This window comes from Sphingomonas rhizophila (assembly GCF_014396585.1).
In the GTDB taxonomy this organism is placed as follows: Bacteria; Pseudomonadota; Alphaproteobacteria; order Sphingomonadales; family Sphingomonadaceae; genus Sphingomicrobium; species Sphingomicrobium rhizophilum.
Genome location: NZ_CP060717.1, coordinates 812,200 through 836,038, shown reverse-complemented (window position 1 = coordinate 836,038; position 23,839 = coordinate 812,200). Strand labels below are relative to the sequence as shown.

Annotated in this window: 26 protein-coding genes, 1 tRNA gene and 1 pseudogene; 15 read left to right on the top strand and 13 right to left on the bottom strand. The window is 64.2% G+C overall.

What is annotated here, in order from left to right; genetic code table 11:
* Positions 1–22: 22 nt before the first annotated feature.
* Positions 23–1,783, bottom strand: coding sequence for a DNA mismatch repair endonuclease MutL (gene mutL, locus H9L12_RS04075; RefSeq protein ID WP_187542727.1), 1,761 nt, complete (start codon positions 1,781–1,783; stop codon positions 23–25).
* A 149-nt stretch (positions 1,784–1,932) separates the two neighbouring features.
* On the opposite strand from mutL, the pseudogene H9L12_RS04070 reads away from it, so the two are divergent.
* From H9L12_RS04070 to ppc, 8 genes and pseudogenes are all read left to right on the top strand, one after another.
* A pseudogene (locus tag H9L12_RS04070) lies at positions 1,933–2,975 on the top strand (rod shape-determining protein).
* Between the two features lie 9 nt (positions 2,976–2,984).
* On the top strand, positions 2,985–3,866 hold the full coding sequence (locus tag H9L12_RS04065) for a rod shape-determining protein MreC (RefSeq protein WP_187542726.1): 882 nt from the start codon (positions 2,985–2,987) through the stop codon (positions 3,864–3,866).
* A gap of 1 nt (position 3,867) precedes the next feature.
* Entirely contained in the window at positions 3,868–4,395 is a 528-nt protein-coding gene (mreD, locus tag H9L12_RS04060; RefSeq protein WP_187542725.1) for a rod shape-determining protein MreD, read from the top strand.
* A complete protein-coding gene (locus H9L12_RS13415) occupies positions 4,392–5,243 on the top strand; it encodes a penicillin-binding protein 2 (RefSeq protein WP_246450589.1) in 852 nt (283 codons plus the stop codon). The genes mreD and H9L12_RS13415 overlap by 4 nt, the downstream gene beginning before the upstream one ends.
* A gap of 163 nt (positions 5,244–5,406) precedes the next feature.
* Positions 5,407–6,330, top strand: a complete 924-nt coding sequence (locus H9L12_RS13410; protein ID WP_246450587.1) for a penicillin-binding transpeptidase domain-containing protein — start codon at positions 5,407–5,409, stop codon at positions 6,328–6,330.
* On the top strand, positions 6,327–7,439 hold the full coding sequence (gene rodA / locus H9L12_RS04050; RefSeq protein WP_187542724.1) for a rod shape-determining protein RodA: 1,113 nt from the start codon (positions 6,327–6,329) through the stop codon (positions 7,437–7,439). Before H9L12_RS13410 ends, rodA begins: the two co-directional genes overlap by 4 nt.
* 96 nt (positions 7,440–7,535) lie before the next feature.
* Positions 7,536–7,611 (top strand) — tRNA-Lys (locus H9L12_RS04045).
* Between the two features lie 135 nt (positions 7,612–7,746).
* Entirely contained in the window at positions 7,747–10,437 is a 2,691-nt protein-coding gene (gene ppc, locus H9L12_RS04040) for a phosphoenolpyruvate carboxylase (protein WP_246450695.1), read from the top strand.
* On the opposite strand, the gene H9L12_RS04035 is transcribed toward ppc, so the two are convergent.
* From H9L12_RS04035 to gntA, 3 genes are read right to left on the bottom strand one after another with little or no spacing between them, the layout of a single operon-like run.
* Entirely contained in the window at positions 10,336–11,280 is a 945-nt protein-coding gene (locus tag H9L12_RS04035; RefSeq protein ID WP_187542722.1) for an ATP-grasp fold amidoligase family protein, read from the bottom strand. The two genes, ppc and H9L12_RS04035, sit on opposite strands and share 102 nt — an antisense overlap.
* The gene (locus H9L12_RS04030) at positions 11,277–11,858 is read right to left on the bottom strand and encodes a DUF1989 domain-containing protein (RefSeq protein ID WP_187542721.1); all 582 of its coding nucleotides are present in this window, start codon (positions 11,856–11,858) and stop codon (positions 11,277–11,279) included. The genes H9L12_RS04035 and H9L12_RS04030 overlap by 4 nt, the downstream gene beginning before the upstream one ends.
* A complete protein-coding gene (gene gntA / locus H9L12_RS04025; protein ID WP_187542720.1) occupies positions 11,848–12,540 on the bottom strand; it encodes a guanitoxin biosynthesis heme-dependent pre-guanitoxin N-hydroxylase GntA in 693 nt (230 codons plus the stop codon). The genes H9L12_RS04030 and gntA overlap by 11 nt, the downstream gene beginning before the upstream one ends.
* Before the next feature lie 77 nt (positions 12,541–12,617).
* Here gntA and H9L12_RS04020 point away from each other — a divergent pair, with 77 nt between their 5' ends.
* Positions 12,618–13,202, top strand: a complete 585-nt coding sequence (locus H9L12_RS04020) for a CAP domain-containing protein (RefSeq protein ID WP_246450585.1) — start codon at positions 12,618–12,620, stop codon at positions 13,200–13,202.
* Between the two features lie 4 nt (positions 13,203–13,206).
* Here H9L12_RS04020 and H9L12_RS04015 read toward each other — a convergent pair whose 3' ends face one another.
* Positions 13,207–14,244: an SDR family oxidoreductase gene (locus tag H9L12_RS04015; RefSeq protein ID WP_187542719.1), complete on the bottom strand. Its 1,038-nt coding sequence runs from the start codon at positions 14,242–14,244 to the stop codon at positions 13,207–13,209.
* 151 nt (positions 14,245–14,395) lie between these two features.
* On the opposite strand from H9L12_RS04015, the gene H9L12_RS04010 reads away from it, so the two are divergent.
* Complete coding sequence (locus tag H9L12_RS04010; RefSeq protein ID WP_187542718.1) at positions 14,396–15,355, top strand: NAD(P)H-dependent flavin oxidoreductase; 960 nt, start codon at positions 14,396–14,398, stop codon at positions 15,353–15,355.
* On the opposite strand, the gene H9L12_RS04005 is transcribed toward H9L12_RS04010, so the two are convergent.
* The 4 genes from H9L12_RS04005 to H9L12_RS03990 all read right to left on the bottom strand — a co-directional run bounded on the left by H9L12_RS04005 (position 15,338) and on the right by H9L12_RS03990 (position 17,706).
* Complete coding sequence (locus tag H9L12_RS04005) at positions 15,338–15,769, bottom strand: acyl-CoA thioesterase (protein ID WP_187542717.1); 432 nt, start codon at positions 15,767–15,769, stop codon at positions 15,338–15,340. The two genes, H9L12_RS04010 and H9L12_RS04005, sit on opposite strands and share 18 nt — an antisense overlap.
* Positions 15,766–16,908 carry an iron-containing alcohol dehydrogenase gene (locus H9L12_RS04000; RefSeq protein WP_187542716.1) on the bottom strand — a complete coding sequence of 381 codons (1,143 nt, stop codon included), beginning with the start codon at positions 16,906–16,908 and terminating at the stop codon, positions 15,766–15,768. The genes H9L12_RS04005 and H9L12_RS04000 overlap by 4 nt, the downstream gene beginning before the upstream one ends.
* Positions 16,909–16,927: 19 nt before the next feature.
* Positions 16,928–17,410, bottom strand: coding sequence for a DUF1465 family protein (locus tag H9L12_RS03995; protein ID WP_187542715.1), 483 nt, complete (start codon positions 17,408–17,410; stop codon positions 16,928–16,930).
* 98 nt (positions 17,411–17,508) lie between these two features.
* Positions 17,509–17,706 (bottom strand): DUF465 domain-containing protein, encoded by a 198-nt coding sequence (locus H9L12_RS03990; RefSeq protein ID WP_187542714.1) that lies wholly within the window; start codon positions 17,704–17,706, stop codon positions 17,509–17,511.
* 162 nt (positions 17,707–17,868) lie between these two features.
* Here H9L12_RS03990 and H9L12_RS03985 point away from each other — a divergent pair, with 162 nt between their 5' ends.
* A complete protein-coding gene (locus tag H9L12_RS03985) occupies positions 17,869–18,024 on the top strand; it encodes a YdcH family protein (protein WP_187542713.1) in 156 nt (51 codons plus the stop codon).
* Positions 18,025–18,091: 67 nt separating this feature from the next.
* On the opposite strand, the gene dksA is transcribed toward H9L12_RS03985, so the two are convergent.
* Positions 18,092–18,556, bottom strand: a complete 465-nt coding sequence (gene dksA / locus H9L12_RS03980) for an RNA polymerase-binding protein DksA (protein ID WP_187542712.1) — start codon at positions 18,554–18,556, stop codon at positions 18,092–18,094.
* Positions 18,557–18,798: 242 nt separating this feature from the next.
* Between dksA and surE the strand changes: the two genes are divergently transcribed.
* From surE to H9L12_RS03960, 4 genes are read left to right on the top strand one after another with little or no spacing between them, the layout of a single operon-like run.
* Positions 18,799–19,572, top strand: a complete 774-nt coding sequence (gene surE / locus H9L12_RS03975) for a 5'/3'-nucleotidase SurE (protein ID WP_187542711.1) — start codon at positions 18,799–18,801, stop codon at positions 19,570–19,572.
* Between the two features lie 34 nt (positions 19,573–19,606).
* Complete coding sequence (locus tag H9L12_RS03970) at positions 19,607–20,386, top strand: FkbM family methyltransferase (protein WP_187542710.1); 780 nt, start codon at positions 19,607–19,609, stop codon at positions 20,384–20,386.
* Between the two features lie 11 nt (positions 20,387–20,397).
* Positions 20,398–21,054, top strand: coding sequence for a glycosyltransferase family 2 protein (locus H9L12_RS03965; RefSeq protein WP_187542709.1), 657 nt, complete (start codon positions 20,398–20,400; stop codon positions 21,052–21,054).
* Positions 21,055–21,098: 44 nt separating this feature from the next.
* The gene (locus tag H9L12_RS03960) at positions 21,099–21,299 is read left to right on the top strand and encodes a hypothetical protein (RefSeq protein ID WP_187542708.1); all 201 of its coding nucleotides are present in this window, start codon (positions 21,099–21,101) and stop codon (positions 21,297–21,299) included.
* Positions 21,300–21,366: 67 nt separating this feature from the next.
* Here the strand turns inward: H9L12_RS03960 and H9L12_RS03955 are convergent, their stop codons facing one another.
* The 3 genes from H9L12_RS03955 to H9L12_RS03945 all read right to left on the bottom strand — a co-directional run bounded on the left by H9L12_RS03955 (position 21,367) and on the right by H9L12_RS03945 (position 23,798).
* Positions 21,367–22,434, bottom strand: a complete 1,068-nt coding sequence (locus H9L12_RS03955; protein WP_187542707.1) for a glycosyltransferase — start codon at positions 22,432–22,434, stop codon at positions 21,367–21,369.
* Positions 22,435–22,551: 117 nt separating this feature from the next.
* Entirely contained in the window at positions 22,552–23,184 is a 633-nt protein-coding gene (locus H9L12_RS03950) for a DUF2334 domain-containing protein (RefSeq protein ID WP_187542706.1), read from the bottom strand.
* Positions 23,181–23,798, bottom strand: coding sequence for a class I SAM-dependent methyltransferase (locus H9L12_RS03945; protein ID WP_187542705.1), 618 nt, complete (start codon positions 23,796–23,798; stop codon positions 23,181–23,183). The genes H9L12_RS03950 and H9L12_RS03945 overlap by 4 nt, the downstream gene beginning before the upstream one ends.
* Positions 23,799–23,839 lie beyond the last annotated feature (41 nt).

Sequence of the window (23,839 nt, the reverse complement as noted above, 5' to 3'; positions counted from 1 at the left end):
AATTCCTTTAGCATTTGTCAGGTCAACGCCTTCCAAACAGCTTTTCGATGTCGCCGTGCGCCAATTTGACCCAGGTTGGACGGCCGTGATTGCACTGCCCCGACCGCGGCGTGACCTCCATTTCGCGGAGCAGCGCATTCATCTCGGCGACAGTCAGGACACGGCCGGCACGTACCGAACCGTGGCAAGCCATCGTCGCAGCGACGAGGTCAAGCCGTTCGCGCAGCGCCAACGCGCCGCCAAGCTCGGCAATCTCGGCGGCAAGATCCGTCAGCAAGGCTGGGATGTCCGTCTTTCCCAACGGCGCCGGCGTGGCCCGGACAAGGATTGCCGTCGGTCCGAAACGCTCCAGCTCGAGTCCCAACATGGCAAGCTCCCCTGCGGCGCCCTCCAGCCGATCGCATTCGGTCTCCTCCAACTCGACCACGTCGGGGATCAGCAGCGCCTGCCGGGCGACCGGCCCGCCTGACGACCCGGCGCGCATGCGTTCAAGGACCAGCCGTTCGTGCGCGGCATGCTGGTCGACGATCACCAGGCCGTCCTTCGCTTCGGCGACGATGTAGGTCGCCGCCACTTGGCCGCGGGCAACACCTAGCGGATATTGCTGCTCCGCCAGGGCGACCGGCGCAGCAGGTTCCGCTCGGCCCTGCGGCGGCGCGAAGACGGCCGGTCGTTCGGCGACGACCGCCGCGGCGAATCCGGACGGTGCGGAATCGAAAAAGCTGCGCGCCGGCTGCTCGTCTCGAATCGGCTCCGCCTGCCAGGCTGCGGGCTGCGCGAATTGCTCACGGGCGGCGCTGCGGTGGCCGGCCTCGTCGAGCGCGGCACGTAATCCGCCGACGATCAAGCCGCGAACCGCGGAAGGGTCGCGAAAGCGGACTTCGGTCTTGGCCGGGTGGACGTTGATGTCCACCTCCGCGGTCGGGACATCGAGGAAAAGCGCTGCAACCGGGTGGCGATCTCGAGGAAGCATGTCGCGATAGGCCGCGCGCAAGGCGCCGACGAGCAATCGGTCCTTCACCGGACGCCGGTTGACGAACAGGAACTGCTGGTCGGCCATCCCGCGGTTGAAGGTCGGCAAGCTCACGACCCCCGACAGGGCTAGCCCATCGCGCACCGTGTCGATGCCCAGACCGTGCCGGTCGAGTTCGTGGCTGAGCAGCGCGGCGACCCGCGCCGGCCCGTCGCTCGGCTGGACCGACAGGACCCGTCGTCCGTCATGATCGAGACTGAAAGCCACATCGGGTCTGGCCATCGCCAGCCGCTTCACCCCGTCGAGACAGGCAGCATATTCGGCACGGGCGGTGCGGAGGAATTTGCGCCGGGCGGGCACCTTGTCGAACAGTCCCTCTACCCTGACCCGGGTCCCCGGCGGCAGCGCGGCGGGCCCCTCGCCCGCCTTTGCGCCATGGTCGATCGTGACTCGCCATCCCTCACCGTCCCGTGGGCGGCTTTCCAGGGTCAGCCGCGAAACGCTGGCGATTGACGGCAGCGCCTCTCCGCGGAAGCCGAAGCTGACCACGTTTTCGATGTGATCGTCGGGCAGCTTCGAGGTTGCATGCCGCTCCAACGCGAGGTGCATGTCGGACGGGTTCATGCCGGAACCGTCGTCGCTGACCTCGACGAGATCCAGGCCGCCCGCGGCAAGCCGGACCGAGACCGCCCTAGCGCCGGCGTCGAGCGCATTTTCGATCAATTCTTTCAACGCGCTAGCCGGCCTTTCGACCACCTCGCCGGCGGCGATGCGATCGATCAGTTCGGAGGGCAGCCTTCTTATTGACATGGCAGGACTCCTAGCCCAATCGGAGGCACCCCGCGAAGCGCTGATTTTCTCGGAAAATTCACAATTGTTTCAAGGGATACGGGTTAAGGGAGGGTGAATCGGCCGCGGCTATTCGCGTCGGTGCCCATGGGTGAAAGCGAGAGACGCGAATGTTCTGGAACCGCTGGTTCAAATGGATGTCCCACGACATGGCGATTGACCTGGGGACGGCCAACACGCTGGTCTATGTCCGCGGCCGCGGGATCGTCCTTAACGAACCGTCGGTCGTCGCGATCGAGACCATCCGGGGCGAGAAGAAGGTCAAGGCGGTCGGCGACGACGCCAAGCTGATGATGGGCAAGACCCCCGACCAGATCGAAGCCATCCGCCCGCTTCGCGACGGCGTCATCGCCGACATCGACGTCGCCGAGCAGATGATCAAGCACTTCATCCACAAGGTGCACGGCGGCAAGATGCGCGCCTGGCGCTTTCCGGAAATCGTGATTTGCGTGCCGTCGGGTTCGACCAGCGTCGAGCGGCGCGCCATCCGTGACGCCGCCTCCAACGCCGGCGCCAGCGCGGTCTACCTTATCGAGGAACCGATGGCCGCCGCGATCGGCGCCGACATGCCGGTCACCGAACCGGTCGGTTCGATGGTGGTCGATATCGGCGGCGGCACGACGGAAGTCGCGGTGCTGTCGCTGCGCGGCCTTGCCTACACCACTTCGGTCCGCGTCGGCGGCGACAAGATGGACGAGGCGATTTCGTCCTACGTCCGCCGCAATCATAACCTGCTGATCGGCGAAGCCACCGCGGAGCGGATCAAGAAGGAAGTCGGCATCGCCAAGCCGCCGACCGACGGCATCGGCAAGACCGTCCACATCAAGGGCCGCGACCTCGTCAACGGCGTCCCAAGGAAATCACGATCAACCAGGGCCAGATCGCCGAAGCGCTGTCCGAACCGGTCGGCACGATCGTCGAAGGCGTCCGCATCGCGCTGGAAAACACGGCGCCGGAGCTGGCGGCCGACATCTGCGACCAGGGCATCGTCCTGACCGGCGGCGGTGCGCTGCTGCAAGGGCTGGACGAAGTGCTTCGCGACGAAACTGGTCTTCCCGTGACCGTGGCCGAGGATCCGCTGACCTGCGTCGCGCTGGGCACCGGCCGCGCGCTCGAGGAAGAGCAGTTCCGCGGCGTCCTCCAGACGGCGTAAGGACACTTCATGGCCGCGGGAGCGAGACCACGCCCCGGTTGGTCGAGGCGCGCTCAATACGGACTGTTCTTCGGCTTCGTGGTTGCCGTCGCGGCGATCATCGTGGGCCTCGTCATGCTCACCCTCTCGCTGGTCGCGCCAAAGAGCTACGCGACGATCCGGGGCGCCGCCCTGGACGTCACGGCCCCAATTACCGGAGCCTTGCGGGAGGTCGTGACGACCACGACGGGTATCGTCAGCGGAGCGGGCGATTACTGGAACGCCGCACAGCAGAATGGCGAACTCAAGCGACAGCGCGCGGCGATGATGCGACGCATGGTCGAGGCGAAGGCGATCACGCTTGAGAACGCCGAGCTGAAAAAGGCCCTGGCTCTTCGCGAGCGCGACCGCCGCACCGTAGCGACCGGACGCATCGTCGGATCTTCGTTCGATAGCCCCCGCCGCTTTGCGGTCCTCTCGATTGGGTCGAGTGACGGCGTACAGGTCGGAATGCCGGTGCGGGCCGCCGACGGGCTGATCGGGCGGGTGGTCGAAACCGGCCGTCTCGCCAGCCGCGTCCTGCTGGTCACCGACCGGGCCAACATCGTGCCGGCGCGCCTGATGCGCGGCGGACAGCCGGTGATCGCCACCGGCCGCGGCGACGGAACGATCGACGTCCGGCCGCTGGAAGTCGGCAAGAACCCGTTCATTCGCGGCGACCTCATCATCACCTCGGGGACCGGCGGCCTCTACCCGCCGCTAGTTCCGATCGCGAAAATCATCCGGCTCGACGACGATGGGGCGATCGCTCTCCCCCTCGCTGATCCCGGGCGGGTCAGTTTCGCCCTGGTCGAACCGCCGTTCGAGCCGGCCGCCCTCGCCGAAGCTGCGCGCGGGACAGTGGAGCCGTAGCGTGCCGCGTTCGGCCCTCGCGACGAACAAGCATCGCCCGCTGTCGAAGGGACCGCGCGCGAGCCACGAGCTTTATCCGGCCATCTCCGTCGTGCTCGCTTCATCCTTGGCGGTCCTGCCGATCATTTCGCAGAACGGCTGGTGGCCGAACTTCGGGCTGGTCATGCTCCTGTCCTGGCGACTGCTCCGAGCCGACGCCTGGGCGGCCTGGGTCGCGGCGCCGCTGGGATTGTGGAATGACCTGGTCACCGGATCGCCGGTCGGCCTGTCAGTCGCCCTGTGGACCGCGATGATGCTGGCGATGGACGTGGTGGATCGCCGGACCATGTGGCGTGATTACTGGATCGAATGGGCCTTGGCGGCGGCGTTCATCGCAGTTGCGGAGATCGCCCAGTGGCGCGCGGCCGCCATTGCCGGGGCACCGGTGCGGTTCGCGACCATCTGGCCTGCCGTCCTTGTATCGGCGTTGCTGTTCCCGATTGCCGCGTATCTCGTGGCTCGGCTTGATCGGTGGAGGCTCGGGCAATGATCGGCCCGATGAAGTCCAAGCGGCGCAAGGCAACTCGCTTCACCGGCGCTCACCAAGCGCTCACTTTTTCGCGCAGGATGCTTCTGGTCGGCGGTGCACAGGCTGCCATCGGCGGAGCGCTGATCGCCCGCCTCGGCTATCTGTCGATCAGCCAGAACGAGCATTACCGTCTGCTAAGCGAAAGCAACCGCGTCCAGCTGATCGTCGTCCCGCCCCGCCGCGGCTGGCTGGTCGATCGCACGGGCAAGCCGATCGCGATCAACAGGTCCGACTTCCGCGTCGACATCATCCCCGAACAGGTCGAGGATCCGACGCGGACGCTTAAGATTCTCAGCCAGGTCCTCGCGCTCCAACCCGACGAGGTGGACCGCATTATCCGCGACCTGAAAGCGGCGAAGGGCTACCAGCCGGTGCAGGTGGCGGAGAATGTGCCGTACGACCGCTATGCCGCTGTCACGGTGCGGCTCCCCGAGCTCCCCGGCGTCCAGCCCATGCGCGGCTTTTCGCGATTTTACCCGGCGGGCGCCGCGGTCGGCCATCTGGTCGGCTATGTCGGGGCCGCAAATGCGAAGGAATTCGAGGCCGAGGATCGCAATCCCCTGCTGGTGACCCCGGGCTACAAGATCGGCAAGGAAGGACTTGAGAAGACCCTCGAACAACGGCTGCGTGGCCTGCCGGGCGGCCAGCGCGTGGAATTGACGGCGCGGGCAAACTGGTCCGGGAACTGGAGCCCAAGCCCGACCGCTCCGGCGAGACGGTCCAACTGGCGATCAACGCCGGACTTCAGGAATATGCCGCCCGCAGACTGGGGGAAGAATCGGGCAGCTGCGTCATCCTCGACTGCCTGACCGGCGACATCCTCTGCAATGCGTCAATGCCGGCCTACGATCCGAACAGCTTCTCGGACGGGATTGGCCGAAGCGAATGGGCCATTTTGTCCGAAGACGAGCGGCGCCCACTGGTCAATAAGACGCTCAACGCGCTTTACCCCCTGGTTCGACCATCAAGCCGATGGGGGCGCTCGCCATCCAGGCTGCCGGCATCGATCCCGATGAGACGATATTCTGCCCGGGCGGCTATCGGCTCGGCAATCGCTTCTTCCGCTGCCTGGGACGGCACGGCACGGTCAACATGCGGCGGGCGATCGCCAAAAGCTGCAACACCTACTTCTACGCGATGGGACATCGCATCGGCTACGACGCCATCGCGCCGATGGCGCGGCGGCTCGGCCTCGGCCAGAAGTTCGACCTTCCGGTCGTCAGCCAGAGCTACGGCACCGTTCCCGACAGCGCGTGGAAAGCGCGGCGCTACAAGGAGAACAAGCGCCTGATCGAGCGCCCGGACTGGACCGCATCGGACACGCTCAACGCATCGATCGGACAGGGATACCTGATCCTGAATCCCCTCCAGCTCGCTGTCATGGCAGCACGCATCGCTTCGGGCCGCGACGTTCAGCCGCATTTGCTCGGCGTTCACAAGAAGGCTGCACCGATGCTCGGCATCCCGCAGGAACATCTTGACGCGGTGCGCGGCGGAATGTGGGAAGTCGTCAACGGCGACGGCACCGCCGGAGCAAGCCGGATCACCCTGCCCGGTATCGAGCTCTGTGGCAAAACCGGCACGGCGCAGGTGCGGAAAATCGTCGGGTCGCAGCGGGGCCAGTCGGGCGACTGGAAATATCGCGATCACGGCCTGTTCGTGTTCTTCGCGCCCTACTCCGCGCCGCGCTACGCCGGTGCGGTCGTCATCGAACATGGACTTGGCGGCGCGAAGGCTGCCGCCCCGGTGGCCAAGGACGTGCTGACCTACCTGTTCGCGCCGGACCAGGCGATGGCGCGCTTGTCCGAGCTGGAAGCCGGCTGGGGCGGAACGCTCGCCGAACGGATGGCGCGCCGTGCAGCGCTCGTTACTGCCGCCGCCGCGAAAAACGTATGATCAGCTCCGCCATCATCCCCCAGCCGCTGGCCCGCCTTCCCTGGAAGCTGATCTTCCTCGTGTTCGGAATTTGCCTCGTCGGACTCACTACGCTGTACTCGGCAGCCGGCGGTTCGGCCTCGCCTTGGGCACTTCGCCAGGGCGTGACGATCGTCTTCTTTTTCTGCGTCGCGCTCGCCGTCTCGTGGATTCCCGAGAACACGATCAAGCAGCTCACTTTCCCCGCCTACGCCGCGATCCTGATTCTGCTGATCATTGTCGAGGCGGTCGGGTTTGTCGGCAAGGGGGCACAGCGCTGGGTCGACCTTGGCTTCATTCGGCTGCAGCCATCCGAGTTCATGAAGCCGGCGATTGTCCTGACCCTCGCACGATTTTACGACCTGCTTCCCGCGGGTGACGTCCGGAGATGGCGCGGCCTGTGGCCCGCTGCCCTGTTGGTGCTGGTTCCATGGGCTCTCATCCTCGTCCAGCCCGATCTGGGAACGGCAACAATGGTGCTACTGTCCGGCGTGACCGTCATGTTCCTGGCCGGTTTGCCGATGTGGTATTTCATGTCGGCCGCCGGCGCCGTCGCGGTCGCGATGCCGATCCTTTATTCGATGATGCACGATTATCAGCGCAAGCGGGTGCTCATCTTCCTCGACCCGGAAAGCGACCCGCTCGGATCGGGCTATCACCTCGCGCAATCCAAGATCGCGATTGGATCGGGCGGGATTGCCGGCAAGGGGTACCTCAACGGCAGCCAAAGCCACCTCGACTACCTGCCCGAAGGTCATACCGATTTTGTCTTCGCGGCGATGGTCGAAGAATGGGGCCTGATCGGCGGAACAGTCCTGATCCTCGCCTTTTTGATGGTCGTTCGCTGGGGAATGCAGGTTTCAAAGCGCTCGCCAACCCGCTTCGGCCAATTGACCGCCGCCGGCCTGTCGACGACGATCTTCTTCTATTTTTCGGTCAATCTGTTGATGGTCATGGGCCTGGCGCCGGTCGTCGGCATTCCCCTCCCCCTCGTGAGTTACGGCGGTTCGGCGGTGATGACCGTGATGCTGTGCCTCGGCGTGCTGATGGGCCTCGAGCGGCAGCAACGGACGAAGTCGCGGCTGAGTTGACGATTGAATGAATCAGGCGTTGCGCCCCTCGCCAATCGCTGTTAGAGGCCCGCCCGCGCCACCGCTCTTGCGGCCCGCGCACTGCCTGACAGGCATGGACGCATAGCTCAGTTGGTAGAGCAGCTGACTCTTAATCAGCGGGTCCTAGGTTCGAGCCCTAGTGCGTCCACCATCCTCCTCCCCGTGAAGATCGTGAGTTTCTCACCGGCGCTCTGCCATTGCGCCGATGGGCGGATGGGTGTTCATTACGCCCGTGAACCGCACCACGAACGAGCAGCGGCCCGAAGGGTCGCTCAGTAAAGGGCCGTTGGTCGACCCGCCGCAGTCGCGAAGCAGCCGTCCGGCGCAAATCGCTCAGAACCCGGATATCCGATTCCTTGGTCGGCTGCTGGGCGACGTCATCCGCGATTACGGCGGTGAACCCCTTTACCGGCGCATCGAATATATTCGCTCTGCGTCCGTCGACCGTCATCGTGGCGTCGTCGACCCGCGGGCGACCGATCCGGGCCTTGGCGCCCTGACGCTGGATGAGACGCTCGCCTTCACGCGAGGCTTCATGCTGTTCTCGATGCTCGCGAACCTTGCCGAGGACCGTCAGGCGAGTGCGGCCGAACCCGGCGCGACGATGGAAGAGGCCCTGCGGTCGCTGGAGAAGGATGGGGTCGGGAAAAGAGCAGTCGCCGATCTGGCGCAGCGCGCGTTGATCGCGCCCGTGCTCACGGCGCATCCGACCGAGGTGCGGCGCAAGAGCATGATCGACCATCGCAACCGGATCGCCGACCTGATGGCTCTTCGCGATGCGGGCGTTCGGGAAACCGAGGATGGGGAAGAAATCGAACCCGCCATTCGGCGTCAAATTGCGCTGCTCTGGGAAACGCGACCGCTTCGCCGCGAGCGACTCTACGTCGCCGACGAAGTGGAAACGGCCCTGTCCTATCTGCGCGATAGTTTCCTTCCGGTCCTGCCGACGCTCTACGCGCGATGGGAGCGGCTGCTTGGCGAGCGGATCGCAAGTTTCCTTCGCCCCGGTAGCTGGATTGGCGGCGACCGCGACGGCAATCCCTTCGTCAACGCGGAATCCCTGAAATTTGCGCTTCGCGGCGCGGCCGAGGCCGTGCTGTCGCATTACCTTGACGAAGTTCACCAGCTTGGCGCCGAACTCTCCATCTCCAGCGAGTTGGCCCGGGTAACGCCCGAACTGGCCGACCTTGCGAAACGATCTGGCGACACGGGCTCTTCGCGCTTTGACGAACCGTACCGGCAGGCGTTGCGCGGCATTTACGGTCGGCTGGCGGCAACGTTTGCGGCGCTCGTCGGCAAGCCGCCGCAGCGCCCGACCCCATTGGCCGGCGAACGTTATGCGGGTCCCGCCGATTTCCGGGCGGATCTGGAAATCCTCGCGCAATCGCTCGACCAGACCGGCAAGGGCGAGCTCAGCGCCGGTTCCCTCGACAGGCTGATCCGCGCGATCGAAACCTTCGGTTTCCACCTCGCGACGCTCGACCTTCGCCAGAACGCCGACGTCCACGAACGCGTCGTGGCGAACTTGCTCAAGACCGCGGGGGTCCACGACGACTATCTGTCGCTGGACGACGTTTCCCGCGCCGCCCTGCTTCGCCGTGAGTTGGCCGGTGACCGGCTGCTTTCGACTCCCCACGGAGATTATAACGAGGAAACGGCGAGCGAACTCGCCATCGTCCGCGCAGCGGCGGAAGCGCTGGCGACCTTCGGGCCGGGCTGCATCACCACCTATATCATTTCAAAGGCGGCCAGCGTCTCCGACCTGCTCGAAGTCTACGTCATTCTCCGCGAAGCGGGCCTGTGGCGCGCGGGCAGTCCGCCGCAATGCCCGATCATGGTCGTGCCGCTGTTCGAAACGATTTCGGATCTGGACCGCGCCGCGGGCATCATGTCGGAATGGTTCAGCCTGTCGGACCTTGCCCCGCTGTCGATCGCGCGCGGGTTTCAGGAAGTGATGGTCGGATATTCCGACAGCAACAAGGACGGCGGCTATCTCGCGTCGGTCTGGGGATTGCATCGCACCAGCCAGGAATTGGAGCAGGTGTTCGCCAGGGCCGGAACGACGCTCCAGATTTTCCACGGTCGAGGCGGCGCCGTCGGCCGCGGCGGCGGGTCGGCGTTCGCCGCCATTCGCGCCCAGCCGGCGGGAACGGTCCAAGGGCGAATCCGCATCACGGAACAGGGCGAGGTCATCGCCGCAAAATATGGCACGCGTCAGAGCACGGCCAGCAACCTCGAGGCGATGGCCGCCGCGACGTTCCTGGCCAGCCTGAAGCCGCGCTCCCTCACCAACCGGCCACGTTTCTCGGAGGCCGCGTCGGACCTCGCCGATCGCGCCTTTCACGCCTACCGGGCACTGGTTTACGACACGAAGGGCTTCAACCACTTCTTCCGCCAAATGACCCCGATCGCGGAAATCGCCGACCTCAAGATCGGGTCCAGGCCGGCAAGCCGGACCAAGTCGGACCGGATCGAGGATTTGCGCGCGATCCCGTGGGTCTTCAGCTGGTCGCAGGCCCGGGTGATGCTGCCCGGCTGGTTCGGGGTCGGAAGCGCGCTGTCCGGCTTCGACGACCTGCCGCTCTTGCGGGAGATGTATCGCGAATGGCCGTTCTTCCGGGTGACGCTGTCTAACCTGGAAATGGTGCTGGCGAAGTCGGACATGGGGATTGCCCAGCTATATTCGCGCCTTGTCCACGATCATTCGGCAGCCGATCGGCTGTTCGGCGAGATCCGGTCGGAATGGGAACGGACCCGCGACTGCCTGCTGGCGGTCACCGAGCAATCACGGCTGCTGGAACGCAATGCCTCGCTCGACAGCTCGATCCGGCTGCGCCTGCCCTACATCGAGCCGCTCAACCATTTGCAGATCGAATTACTGAAGCGGCATCGGAGCGGCGAAACCGATCATCGCGTCCGCGACGGGATCCAGCTGTCCATCAACGCCATCGCAACCGCGCTCCGCAATTCCGGATAAGCCACGGGCTTCGGTCCACAGCATCCCGAGCCAATCGTCGAGTTCCGGCGGATCGAAGGGGTCGAGGCCTGATCCGGGGAAGAGGCAGAATTCACCGAACAGCGGCTGGCCGGCGATCTCGTAGAAATCGACCCGGAGCATGTCATGGCCGCTCGACAATCGCTCCGCAGCGTCGATCATCGCCTCGAGGCTGGCGGGGCGCACGACTGACGTCGTCCGGCGCGACAGCGGCCGCCAGTCCAGGTCCATCTGCGCCCAGCGGTGATTGCCGCCGCGCCCCTCGTGGACCTGAACGATCACCGCGCGTCCTCCCAGGACGTAAATTTTGAAGTCGACGGGCAACCCGCCGCCTTCCCCGAGCATCGGTTCGACGATCAAAAGCCGCCGCGCGGCGCCATAATGCCATTCATCGAGCCACGCCCCGTAGCTGACGCGCATCCAATCCCGGGATCGCCGCCGGGCTCGTTGCCAGTCGGCATCGCTTCGGACAACGACATGATGGCCGCACCCATGATTGGCCTTGACCATCAGGGGATACGGCCCTGGCGGCACCGACGGCAATTCCTTCCCGCTCCACAGTGTCGGGACGACCATCGCGGGTCCCAAAGCTGATGAAGCGATCAACTTCGACTTCAGCTTGTCGGTCAGGCGGGCGAGGCCGTCCCGCCGGTCGTGGAGCTTTCTCCACTGGACCCACTCAGTGAACAACCGAGGCCCGCTGAGGGATGGCCAGCGCCGATGCCGCCAGAAATAGGTGAGCGCGACCCGCGCCGACCTGATCGCAAGGGGCAATCCGGTTCGGGCCTGCGCCGGCACCGTTAGCGCCGGCGAAACCGACGTCATTCCACCATCCAGTGGATCGGCTTGAATGAACCGTTGTTCGATTGCAGCGCGGAGCAGGCGGTCAGGCCGATGATTAGGTCCATTTCGGCGCGGAGCACCAGACGATCACCCGCTTTGCTTAGCGGCGGCTCGACCTTGAGTTCGCCGGTTGTCCCGTCGATCGGCACATTCATGAAGACGTTGAAGGCGATCGGGATCATGTCCGGTGTCACGCCATGCGGCGCTAGCGCCTCGGCAAGATTGCCGAAACAGCCGCGATGCGGATCGGTATCGCCGTAGATGATGCGGAAGGTATCTTTCGAGCAGGGAGTCAGCAGGAAATCATGGCGACCCACGTCGTCTTCCACGATCGTCAGCATGACATTGGACCGGTTGGAATAGAGCGGGTCTCCGGTCGTAAGATAAATGCGGCTGGCGTAATCCAGCGTGCGCCCCGACGAAATGACCTCGCCGATGTCGTCACGATTGAAGGCGAGAAGATCGGCGACCTGTTCACCGCGCGGATCGATCACGGTGAGCGTCTGGCCCTTGTCGATGGTGAAGGCGACCCCCGAGCGGGGCGCGATTTCATGCGGCACGGCTGGTCGACTTTCGGCTGAACGGGCATTGCCAGTCGGCGCCTACTGCCCGGCCACTATACTGCCGTGCGGCCGAAACGCTGCCGTGCTGGGCCAGCATCGGGTTCGCTGTCCCCGCCATGGCGACGTCGCGGGCGATGATCGCCTCCCGCAGCGCCTGGTAGCGCCCCTCCTCCCGCAACCGCTCGAACTGGTCGTGGAGATTAAACACGAGCGCAGGCATCGCAAAACGGCGCGCAGGGCGGCTCGACCGTGGGTGGAGGCCGACGATGAAAAATCCCTCACCTCCGAAACTGACGGCGAAATGCGGATCATCGGGATCGTGCGAGACCCGCGGGTCCGGCAGCTGGCCAAGCCAGTCGTCTTTGTCGGAAAGCGATTGCAGCCGTTCCCAAAGTCCGGCCTCAAAGCTGGCCTCATCCTTCGGCGCGCCGTTCTGGAACAGCACGACGAGCGAGCGGAAAGGTTCCGGATCTGCGCGATAGTCGCGGGCGATTTCGAGCAGCGTCGGGAGAATCCTGAGATCATCCCACGCCGACCGAAAATCGCGCGCAACGACGAAGTGCATGCCACCGCGGTTGAGCGCCGCCTTGGCGCCGACACAGGGGAAATCTTTAGCCGAGATAAATTTAACGAAGTTATCGGCGAGCGGATGGTCTTTGTCGTCTGCAACTGTGAGCATCGGGTTTGAACGTGACCACCTTCGGATAGTTTCCTCCCGCATACGAATGATTAAGCATTCGTGCGTATCGCGGGGGGATGACCGGCTTGTATCGTTCGATCGCGCGTCGCGGCGCGCTTGGCCTCGCGGCGATCGCTGCCGTTACGGTTGCCGTCGTTCCCTCCGTCACCGTCTCCGCCGCGACCATCTCGCGCACCGAAACTCCGCCGTCGTACATGATGAACGCCGCGTTTGTTCAGGACACGCTGGCGCTGCACAACAGTGAGCGCGCCCGGATGGGAGTCGCGCCGCTGGCGTGGGACCCAGAACTGGCGCGAGCCGCCGCCGCCTACGCCGACGAACTGGCGCGAAAGAACGACTTCCGTCATTCGCCCATGAGCGCCCGCCCGAACCAGGGCGAAAACCTGTGGATGGGCACTCGCGGCGCCTACAGCACGCAGGAAAAGTATGACGGCTGGCTGAGCGAGAAGTCGCTATACCGCGCCGGTGTCTTTCCCAACGTCAGCCGCAACGGCAATTGGGCGGCCGTCGGCCATTACACCCAGATGGTGTGGAGCGGTTCGCAGCGCGTCGGCTGCGCGATCCGCTCGTCGGGATCGTCAGACGTCCTCGTCTGCCGCTATTTCCCTGCGGGCAACGTCATGGGCCGCGCGGCGGTCTGACCCTTTAGAACCCGCCGCGGCGGAAATGCTGGATGTACCACGGCAGCGCGATGCGCATGCCGCTTTCCAGCGTATGCGTGGGCCGATAGCCCATCAATCGACCGGCCTTTGAAATGTCGGCGAGGCTGTGGCGAACGTCGCCCGGCCGGAAGTCGCGGTACACCGGGTCCTTCTTGTAGCTGATCTGGTGCTGCTCCAGTTCCGAGCGGATGAGCTTGAATAGGTCGTTGAGCGTCGAGCGATCGCCGACCGCGACATTGTAAACCTCGTTCTGCGCAACTTCCGGCGCCAGAGCGGCGCGGACATTGGCCTGCACTGCGTTGGCAACGAAACAGAAATCGCGGCTGGTCTCTCCATCGCCATTCACGATGACGTCCTGATCGGTCAGCATCGCCCGGGCCCAGGCCGGGATCACCGCGGCGTAGGCGCCATCCGGGTCCTGGCGCGGTCCGAACACGTTGAAATAGCGAAGGCCGGCGGCCTTGAAGCCGTAGCTTCGGGCATAGACGCCGGCATAGATCTCGTTGATCAGCTTGGTTGCGGCATAAGGCGAAAGCGCGTTGCCGATGCGGTCCTCGCGCTTGGGAAGATTCGGCTCGTCACCATAGGTCGAGCTCGACGCCGCATAGACGAACCGCGACACATTTGCCTGCCGGGCCGCTTCCAGCATGTTGATGAAGCCGTTGACGTTGGCGTCATGCGAGGACAGCGGATCGGCCAGCGAGCGAGGCACCGACCCCAGCGCCGCCTGGTGCAGGATGAAGTCGACGCCCTTGACCGCTTCCATGCAATCGTCGCGGTTGCGGATGTCCGCCTCGGCGAAATGGAAGCTGTCGCGCTGCGCGTCGGTCAGTCCGGCGAGCAGTTCATCAAGATTGCGCTGGTGCCCCGTCGCGAAATTGTCGAACGCGACCACTTCCTGGTCGGCGCGAAGCAGTGCTTCGGCAATGTTCGAGCCAATGAAGCCGGCGGCGCCCGTCACCAGCCAGCGGCGGCGTTCGGAACGGACCTGGGCTTCGAAATCGTCGTCGAAAAACTTCATGGGGCTGGGCGATCCTGTTCGAATGTCAGGATCCTATGGCGAGCAGGCCTTACGGACGCAACGGCTTGTTTATCCGCTGCCCCTTGCTTTGCCACGGCTTGCCCATAGACCTGTTGCGGATTGAAACGCGATCCTTGACGCAGGAGAGTCCATGCCCCTCCCCGCCGCCCTGTCCCACCTTCGGCTTCCCGTCATCGGCGCGCCGCTGTTCATTGTCTCCAATCCGGCTCTCGTCATCGCCCAGTGCAAGGCCGGTATCGTCGGTAGCTTTCCGTCGCTCAACGCGCGGCCGCAAAGCCAGCTCGACGAGTGGATTCACCAGATCACCGAGGAGCTGGCGGTCCACGATCGCGACCATCCCGAGGCGCCCTCCGCGCCATTCGCGGTCAATCAGATCGTCCATCGATCCAACGACCGGTTCGAGCAGGACGTCGAGACCTGCGCCAAGTGGAAAGTGCCGATCGTCATCACCTCGCTGGGCGCTCGCGAGGAACTCAACCACGCGGTCCATGCTTGGGGCGGGATCACGCTGCACGACATCATCGACGACCGCTTCGCGCGGAAAGCGATCGAAAAGGGTGCCGATGGCCTCATCGCGGTCGCGGCCGGCGCAGGCGGCCACGCCGGACGCTGGTCGCCGTTCGCTCTGGTTCAGGAAATCCGCCAGTGGTTCGACGGCCCGCTGGCACTGTCGGGTTCGATTGCCACGGGCGGCGCAATCCTGGCCGCGCAGGCAATGGGCGCCGATTTCGCCTACATCGGATCGCCTTTCATCGCGACCGACGAAGCACGGGCCGACCAGGCCTACAAGGAAGGAATCGTCGCCGGCCGCGCCGCCGACATCGTCTACTCCAACCTGTTCACCGGCATTCACGGCAATTACCTCCGCGCCTCGATCGTCGCGGCGGGGATGGACCCGGACAACCTTCCCGAAGCCGGGCCGGAAGCGATGAACTTCCAGTCGGCGACGGGCGCCAAGGCATGGCGCGACATCTGGGGATCGGGCCAGGGTATCGGGTCGGTCGACAAGGTGCAGCCCGCTGGCGAACTGGTCGCTCGCCTGGCCAGTGAATATGCGGCGGCGCGCCAGCGGCTAGGCCAACTCGGCTAGTTTTCCGCGCCACTCTTCCGGAATGGCAACGGGACGACGATCGCGCCGGCCAACATAGACGTGCGTGAAATGTCCCTCCGCGGCAGCGCCTTTGCTATCGGGCGGGAAAATGCCGATATGATACGTCACGCTCGACGAACCGATGCGGTCGACCCTGATACCGACCTCCGCCTCGCCCGGGTAGGTCAGCGACGCGAAGTAGCGGCACCCCGTTTCGACCACTAACCCGATCGGGTCGCCGTTCTCGATATCGAGCAGGCCGGTATCGATCAGCCACTGGTTCACCGCGCTGTCGAACCATTGGTAGTGAATGGCGTTGTTGACGTGCCCGTAGGCATCGTTGTCGCCCCAGCGAAAACCGACCCGATGCCACCAGCGATAGACCTCGCGCTCGCGCGGTGCTGCGCGGGTCAAAGCGCTGCCTCGTATAGTCTCCGAGCGTCGTCGCGATCGATCGGGCACGGATTATTCACCAGCAGGCGAGTCTGCTTCATCGCCTCGTCGGCGAGATGGTCAAGATCACCCCTGCCAATGCCATGGTCCGTGAGGCGTAGGGGCAGGCCGGACTTGAGCGCCAACTGCTCGAGCCCGTCGATCAACGCCCTGACTTTCGACTGGCTACCGTCAGCTTCGCAATGCGGCGCGACGATCGGCGCGAGTTCCGCATAAAGCTCGCGCGCCGCTTCGGCGTTATGCTCCAGCACAGGCCGGAGCATCAGTGCATTGGAAAGACCGTGCGGGAGATGGAACAGCCCTCCGAGTGGATAGGCCAACGCGTGCACGCCCGCCACGGGCGCATTGCTGAAGGCGACCCCCGCGAGGTGCGCGCCGAGCAACATTGCCGACCGCGCGGCCAAATCGTCGGGATGCTTGCAGGCGCGAAGAAGGTTCGCGCTCAACAGGCGAAGCGCCTCCTTGGCTAGGGCGTCGGAGAGCGGATTCTTCAGCCGAGCCGAGGTGAACGCCTCGATCGCATGCACCATCGCGTCGATTCCGGTCGCTGCCGTGACATGGCGCGGCAGACCCTCGGTCAACGTCGGATCGAGGATGGCGACATCGGCGGTCAGCGCGCGCGCGTTGACGCCCATCTTGGTCCCGCCTTCCAGCGTGATGATCGAAATCGGGGTCGCTTCGGATCCGGTCCCCGCCGTGGTGGGCACAAGCACCAACGGCAAGCGCCGGCCGGTCGCATTCTCGACACCCCAGATCGCGTCGAGTTCGTCGCCCGATCCGAGCAGATATGCGGCAAGCTTGGCAACATCCATAGGGCTGCCCCCACCGAAGCCAACCACCGAGGCAACGCCGGCCTCTCGGCCCATCTGAACCGCCGCCAGCAACGTGGCGCGCGACGGGTCTGCTTCCACCGCGTCGAAAACGACGACATCGCGTTTTGTCCGCAGCGCCTCGATCCACGGCTGGACCAGTCCGAGCGAAACGATTTGCGCATCGGTGACCAGCAGGACCGGACCGTTGGGAAGCAAGTCCGGAAGCGCCGTCGCACCTTCTGGCGTCGAGAAAACGCGAGGACCGTAGGAGAAATTGAAGGGCCGCATGGCGGCGACCCTTACCGCGTCAGCGGTCCCGGTTCCAGATAAGGTCACGCTCCAGCCGACCCATCAGCGCCCTCGCGGGACTTGGTGCCGGCTGGTCATCCATCTGGCCCTCGTCGAGGCGTTTGATTCGCGCATAGAGATCGGCGCTCGACAAGACGAGCCGCTGCGCCGCTTCCGGCAACTGGTCGACCACCGCCGGGTCGCTATCGTTCGCGTGGCCGAGACGCCGTTCCGGGCGCCGCCCGTCCGGCGACTTGATCTCGCCGGTCTCGACCGCGCGCTGCGTCAACAGCCAAGCGACGATGTGCATGATGCGCGTGGTGACCTTCAGTGATTCGCAGGCGAACCCGACGCGAACGAACGGCTCGAGTTGCTGACGCTCGTCGCGTCCCGCCTCGTCGAAATAACCCCGCGCTTCGTCCGCCAGCAGCATCGCCTCGGTATAAAGCGAGTCGATAAGGCGCGGTGTGATGCGCGCATTGGCGTTAGTCGAGTCGTCCATTCCGCACCGGTTTTGCCATGTGATCATGAAGGAAGAAACGCCCGATGCGGTCAGCGGTTCGTTGACGACGCTGTCCATGTCCCGTCAAGGGACGACAATCAGGCGATGATGTCTGGCACGATACGGTCGGACAGCGCCTCGATCTCGTCCCGCAATCGCAACTTCCGCTTCTTGAGCCGCGCCAGTTCGATCTGGTCGGCGGCCCCGTCGAGCCGAAGCGCCTCAATCTCCTCGTCCAATCGCCGATGATCGGCGCGAAGCAAGGCGAGGATGGCGGCGGGATCGTCGTCGTTCATCGGCTCGTCCTAGCCTGCGAACCTGCCGCCGTCACCCGCGTGGCGGTCAACGACGGTCCGCTCCAGCGCGGCGTCGAGCCGATTCGATTGGGTAGCGACACGGCCGCCGATTCGTGATTTATTGTGACCGTCACGTGTCAGCCAACGAAAGGAAATTGACCGATGGACAAGGCCCATGTCGAGGCAATCGCATCCAAACATGCTGCGCTTCATGCGCAAGTCGACGCCGAAGAGCATCGCCCCCACCCGGATATGGACCTGCTGGCACGATTAAAAAAAGAGAAGCTTCGACTGAAGGATGCCTTGGTCGGGCATTAAGCGACCAACGAAAAGGGCCGGCGCGACGAACGCGATCCGGCCCTTTCCCATTCAAAAGCGTCAAAGCTCAATCGTCGCGCGAAACGCGCTCGGTCCGCTCATGCTTTTCCTGTGCCTCGAGAGTCATCGTCGCAATCGGACGGGCCTCTAGACGCGCCAGCGAAATCGGATCGCCGGTCACTTCGCAATAGCCGTACTCGCCCTCGTACAGGCGACGAATGGCGGCATCGATCTTGGAGATCAGCTTGCGCTGGCGATCACGGGTCCGAAGCTCGATTGACCAGTCCGTTTCGCTTGACGCGCGGTCGGCGATATCGCTTTCACGAAGCGAATCGATCTGGAGCTGGGCCATGGTCGCCCGGCTTTCCTCGATGATCGAATCTTTCCAGGCGCGGAGTTTCGCGAGGAAGTATGCGCGCTGAACAGCACACATAAATTCTTCGCTTTCCGAGGGCCGATAGTCATCGGCAAGGATAATGGCGTCGAAATTATTCGAACCATCACCGTATAGGTCAACAAGTGCAGTTGCCATCTTCACCCTCCCGAACGCGCGCCTGCCGCTTCCGCGACCGGGCCCACCGGTGCGGCCGGAGGCAAATATACTGGCTTTTTCTCGACACTTAGCGAGAGAGCCAGCATCCCCGACCGCGCTCATAATTAAAGCACTAAGGCTTAACAAGAACTGACCGGAGGCTGTGTGACGAAAAGCTGTGGATTGTTGCCCGAAAGGCGCAACAACTTGCGGCACCCCTTTTGCTCCGCCATGGCGACCTGATGCGCATCCTGGTAACGAACGACGACGGCATCCACGCCCCTGGGCTCAAGCTTCTGCGTGAAATCGCACTGCGGTTGGCGGACGAAGTCTGGGTCGTCGCCCCGACCGACGAACAGTCGGGTGCCGGCCATTCGCTCAGCCTGTCGCACCCGCTCCGCCTCCGCCAATGGGAAGATCGCCGCTATTCGGTGAACGGGACGCCCACCGACGCGGTGATGATGGCCCTTGGCTACCTGATGAAGGATTCCCCGCCCGACCTGATCCTGTCCGGCGTCAACCGCGGTGCCAACCTTGGCGAGGACATGACCTATTCGGGCACCGTATCGGCGGCGATCGAAGGGTCGCTGGCCGGCGTCCCGTCGATCGCGCTTAGCCAGGTATATGCGCGGCAGGGCATGGGGGAATCCGTGCCCTTCGCTGCTGCCGATGCCTGGGCGGAGCGGGTGCTCGCGCCGCTGATCGCGGAGCCGATGGAACGCGGGACGCTCGTCAATGTGAACTTCCCTGCCCTCGCGCCGAAGGATGTGCGCGGCATCCGCGTCTGCCGGCAGGGATTTCGCGATCATGGCCGTCTGAATATAGAGCGGCGAACGGATCCGCGCGGATTTCCCTATTTCTGGTTCGGGCTGGACACGACGGTGACGACCCCGGGCCACATCACGGACCTCGAGACGGTCGCCGACGGCTTCATTTCGGTCACCCCGCTTCACCTCGACCTGACCCATGATCCGTCAATCGCCGGATTGGCAGATCGCTTTGCCGCGTTAGATTGACGCAGTCGGCCCTTGCAGCCGTTCGGAGTGGCGCGTGAAGATTTGGCTGATCTGGTTCTCCTATCTGCTCCGCGGCCTTCTCGGCAGGCGGCGATTCATCCCGCTGACGCCACCGAATGTGCGCCGACAGCGGCTATATGACCGTGTCGGGAAGAAGTGGGTTCGCTTCATGATCCGCGATCATGACGACTGGATCCAGGTCGAGCATATCTTCCTGAACGACGAATTCGATCTGACGCCCACCGCGCGGACCAAGGAAGTCGAGCGGCGCTATCGCGAGCTCCTGGCGGCGGGAAAGACTCCGTTGATCGTCGATCTGGGCGCCAACATCGGGCTGGCATCGGCTTACTTTCACCAAGCCTATCCCGAAGCCCGGATCCTTTCGGTCGAGCCGGACTCGGGGAATTGCGCCATCGCCCGCCAGAACCTTCCGGCGGCCGCGACACTGATCGAGGCCGCCGTTGCCAGCCATGCCGGCTCGGGCGACCTCATCGACACCGGTCGCAACTGCGGTTTCCAGGTTGTCGAGGCCGATGGCGGCGCCGTCCGCTTCGTCACCGTGGCCGACATTATCGCGCAGGCCGACACAGCTGAGCCCTTCCTGATCAAGATCGACATCGAGGGGTTCGAGGAAGACCTGTTCACTGGCGACACGGGTTGGATCGACAGTTTCCCGATCCTGTTGATCGAACTCCACGACTGGATGCTTCCGGGTCGCCAGGTGACCCGCAATTTCCTCACCGAGATCGCACGGCGCCAGCGCGACTTCATGCATTTCGACGGCTATGCCGTCAGCATGGCCAGCCCGCTGTAAGGCTGGCGGCGATGCCGTTCCTGTCGATCCTGACGCCGACGTGGAATCGCGGCGACTATCTCGAGCGGGTATGGCGCAGTCTTGCCAGCCAGACATCGCGCGACTTCGAATGGATCATCGGTGACGACGGGTCGACCGACGAAACACCGGCCATCGTCGCCAACCTCGCGAAAGCTTCCGATTTCCCGATCCTTTACATCCGCGCCGACCGCCATGTCGGTAAGGCGCGGATCGACAATGAAGCGATCCGTCGGGCACGTGGAGAGATCACTGCCTGGTGCGATTCCGACGATCAGATGGAGCCTGATGCCGTTCGCCGCCTAACGGAGATCTGGCGCTCCATTCCCGAACACGAACGAGCCGACTTCGTTGGGATTACCGCACTCGTAGCAACCAGCGAGGGCGTGGTCGCCGACCCGTTCGACGGCAGTGGCGTTCGCGACGTGAGTTGGAACGACCTCGCCGAAATTCACCGTGTTGTAGGTGACATGTTTTTCGCCGCCCGAACGACGACCCTTCGCGCCCACCCTTTCCCGAGATCGATCTCGTCATTCCGGAAAGCGTGGTGTGGTCGCAGATCGGTGACGCGCCGGCGCGTTACACCCCGGAGATATTGCGGCGGGTCGAATACCGGTCGCCCAACGCGATCTCTTTCAGCAACACGATGAGTTACAACCGGGGACGGGCGCGATCACTGGCAATCAGCCGGCAAATGACCACCCGCTATCCGCGTCCGGCATCGCTCCGCTGTCGCGACCTTATCACCTACTTGCGCTGGAGCATTCACGGCGACGTGCCGCTTCGCGAGGCTCGGACGTTGTGGGGAACGCTAGACAGCACCGCCAGTTTCTGCGCGGCGCTGCCACTGGCCGTGGCGTTGGCGGTGTTCGATCATCTGCGGGCAAAGTCGTAAAAACCCATCGCGAGTTTCTTGCAAACCGCGACGCCACCGTCACGTCGACTTGGCTCAGGGGCAGCCCCTAAAGCCGGGCCATTTCCAGAAATTGGCCGGCGATTACGGCGGGATCGAACGCCTCCGCCCGCTTCCGCTGATGGTCCGGTGCGAATGTGCGTGACAGCGCCTCGTTGATGGCAGCCGCCAGCGCCTCAGGATTACGTTTGGCGCACACGAGCCCGTGCTCGGGCATCCGAATGATGTCGCGAACGCCTGTTCCGCAATCGGTGGCGACAACGCCGATCCCGGCATGCATCGCCTCGACCAGAACGCTGGGAAGCCCTTCGCGGTCGGATGTCAGCACCAGCAGGTCGGCCTCGGCAAGGACAGCGTATGCGTTGGGTACGAAGCCGAGGAATTGAACGCGAGCGTCAAGCCCTAGCGCGTTCGCTGAACGTTCGAGGTCGGCCCGCAAGCGCCCTTCCCCGGCCATGACCAAATCGAGATCCGGCAGCATCGCTAGGGTCTCGATCATCAAGCCCGGGTTCTTGGGTTCGTCCAGCCGCCCGATCCACGCGATCCGCTTCCTGCGGGTCTTCGCCGAACGTCGCGGCAGGTTTCGGGGTGCGGGGATGGGATTGTGAATGACGACCAGACGATCCTCGAGACCGGTGGTCAGCGAGAGGACATCGTCGCGCACGCCTCGCGAAACGCAGACGATACCCGTCGCCAATCGATAGAGGAGAGTCGACGACACGCCGTAGAGCAGGCTCGGGCTCTGCTTGCTTAGGCTCGGCGGCGAATGTTCCCACAGCAGCAGCCGGGTTGATGGATGGGCCACTCTCGCAAGGCAGGCGCACAGGTTGAGCTTCCAGAAACTGGAGACCAGCAAGTCCGGACTGGCGTCCCTCAAATAATTCGCCAGTCTCAGCGGAAGCTTCCGAGTGCGATTGCATTGCAGGTCGACCACTTCGAAACGATCGCGCGCTTCAGCCAGGAACTCGCCCTCCGCGCTCATCAGCAGAATGCTGACCTTGTGACCCGCGGCGACGAAGGCATCGGCCAGGGCGAGTGCAACCCGTTCCGCGCCACCGAACTTCAAGCTGGGCAGCAGCAGTGCAATGCTTCGCCTGGTGCCGCTATCTGCGGACAAGCCGGACAGCCTTCGAAACGGCGCGCTGCATGAAATGCCGACGCCAGAAATCTGCCGTCTCCAGCCAGTCGCCGGCCGTCTTCGGTCGATCACTTAGATCCAGTTCGTCGACTGATGTCAGCTTCCCGCGATAGGGCCACGAAGTGCCCCAGCGAGCCGTGCAAATTCATCGTCCCCCATCGTGCTGGGGTGAAGGCAGACCGTCCACACACCATCGTCTTTCGGGGTCAGCGACCACAACGTTTGCGGTATCCAGCGAAAGCCGTCGGCGGCGAACGGATTTCGCGCCAAGCCATCGGAGACGATTCGGATGGGTGTCGACCGCTCGATTGCCCAAAGCGTCGTCCGGTCGAACGAATGGGCCGGCGCGACCCATACCGTGGGCTCGACTCCCTCGCTCGCGAGGAGTGCCCAGCCTTTCGCGATCTTCTCCTGCTGCTCGGCAAGCGGGAGGCCGGCGAACTCCGATCCCGGATTGATCGGCAGGTACTGCGACGCCCGCGTTGGCTTCAAGATATGTCGATAGCCATGCTGGGCGATCGTCCAACCCTTGTTGCGCCATTGGCGGACCCTGTCCCAGAAGCCCGGGTCGGCATCGTCGTAATGAAGCGCCGGATCCTGGTTATCGGGGACGACCGCGACAATGGGCTTGATCCGAAGCTCGTCGAAAAGATCCTCGAGCCGCTGCCAGCCGTCCCGCTTCATCGTCGGGCACGCGTCATCGAGACGAAGCAGGTACCGCGCGCTCATCGACCAACCTCGAACAGGATAAAGTCGCGCTTTTCCCCCTCGACCCGCCTGCGCTCGATTTCCCGCGCGCCGGACGAAAGAAACGCGAAGTCATGAGAAAAGCGATAGCCATCGCTGCCCGGGTCGATGGCGTCGACCATCAGAAACCTCGTGCGGGCGATCAGCGGCATGATCCCTTCCCGCAGGTCGGCCGGCGACACGTCGTGAATCCAGTTCACCAGTACCAGGATATCCATTGCGGGTTCGCCGACCTCGGCCAGCGAACCTTGCTTGAATTCGATGCCGCCCGACCGCAGCAGCCGTGCGGCGCGCAAGGCGCCCGCATCGGTGTCGTAGCCAATGCGATGCGGTGCCTTCAGTCGCGCCAGGATCGCGCCGAGTCCGCAGCCGACTTCTACCACCACCCGCGGATCACGGCGATTGATCATCTCCGCGACCAGCAGCCGGTACGGTCTGGCACTGGTCGGATTGTGCCATTTCGGCGGAAACCCGAAGCGTTTGGCCAACATCCAAGTCACCGCCTCGTCGAACTTGATGCGGGCGAGGCGCAGCGGCCCCTGCGCGCTCAACTGGCGGCGAAAAGTGCCGAATTTCCGGGCGGCGGCGGCGATCATCGGCCGGTTCCTAGGCGACCGGCAAGGAGTGGCGCAAGCAA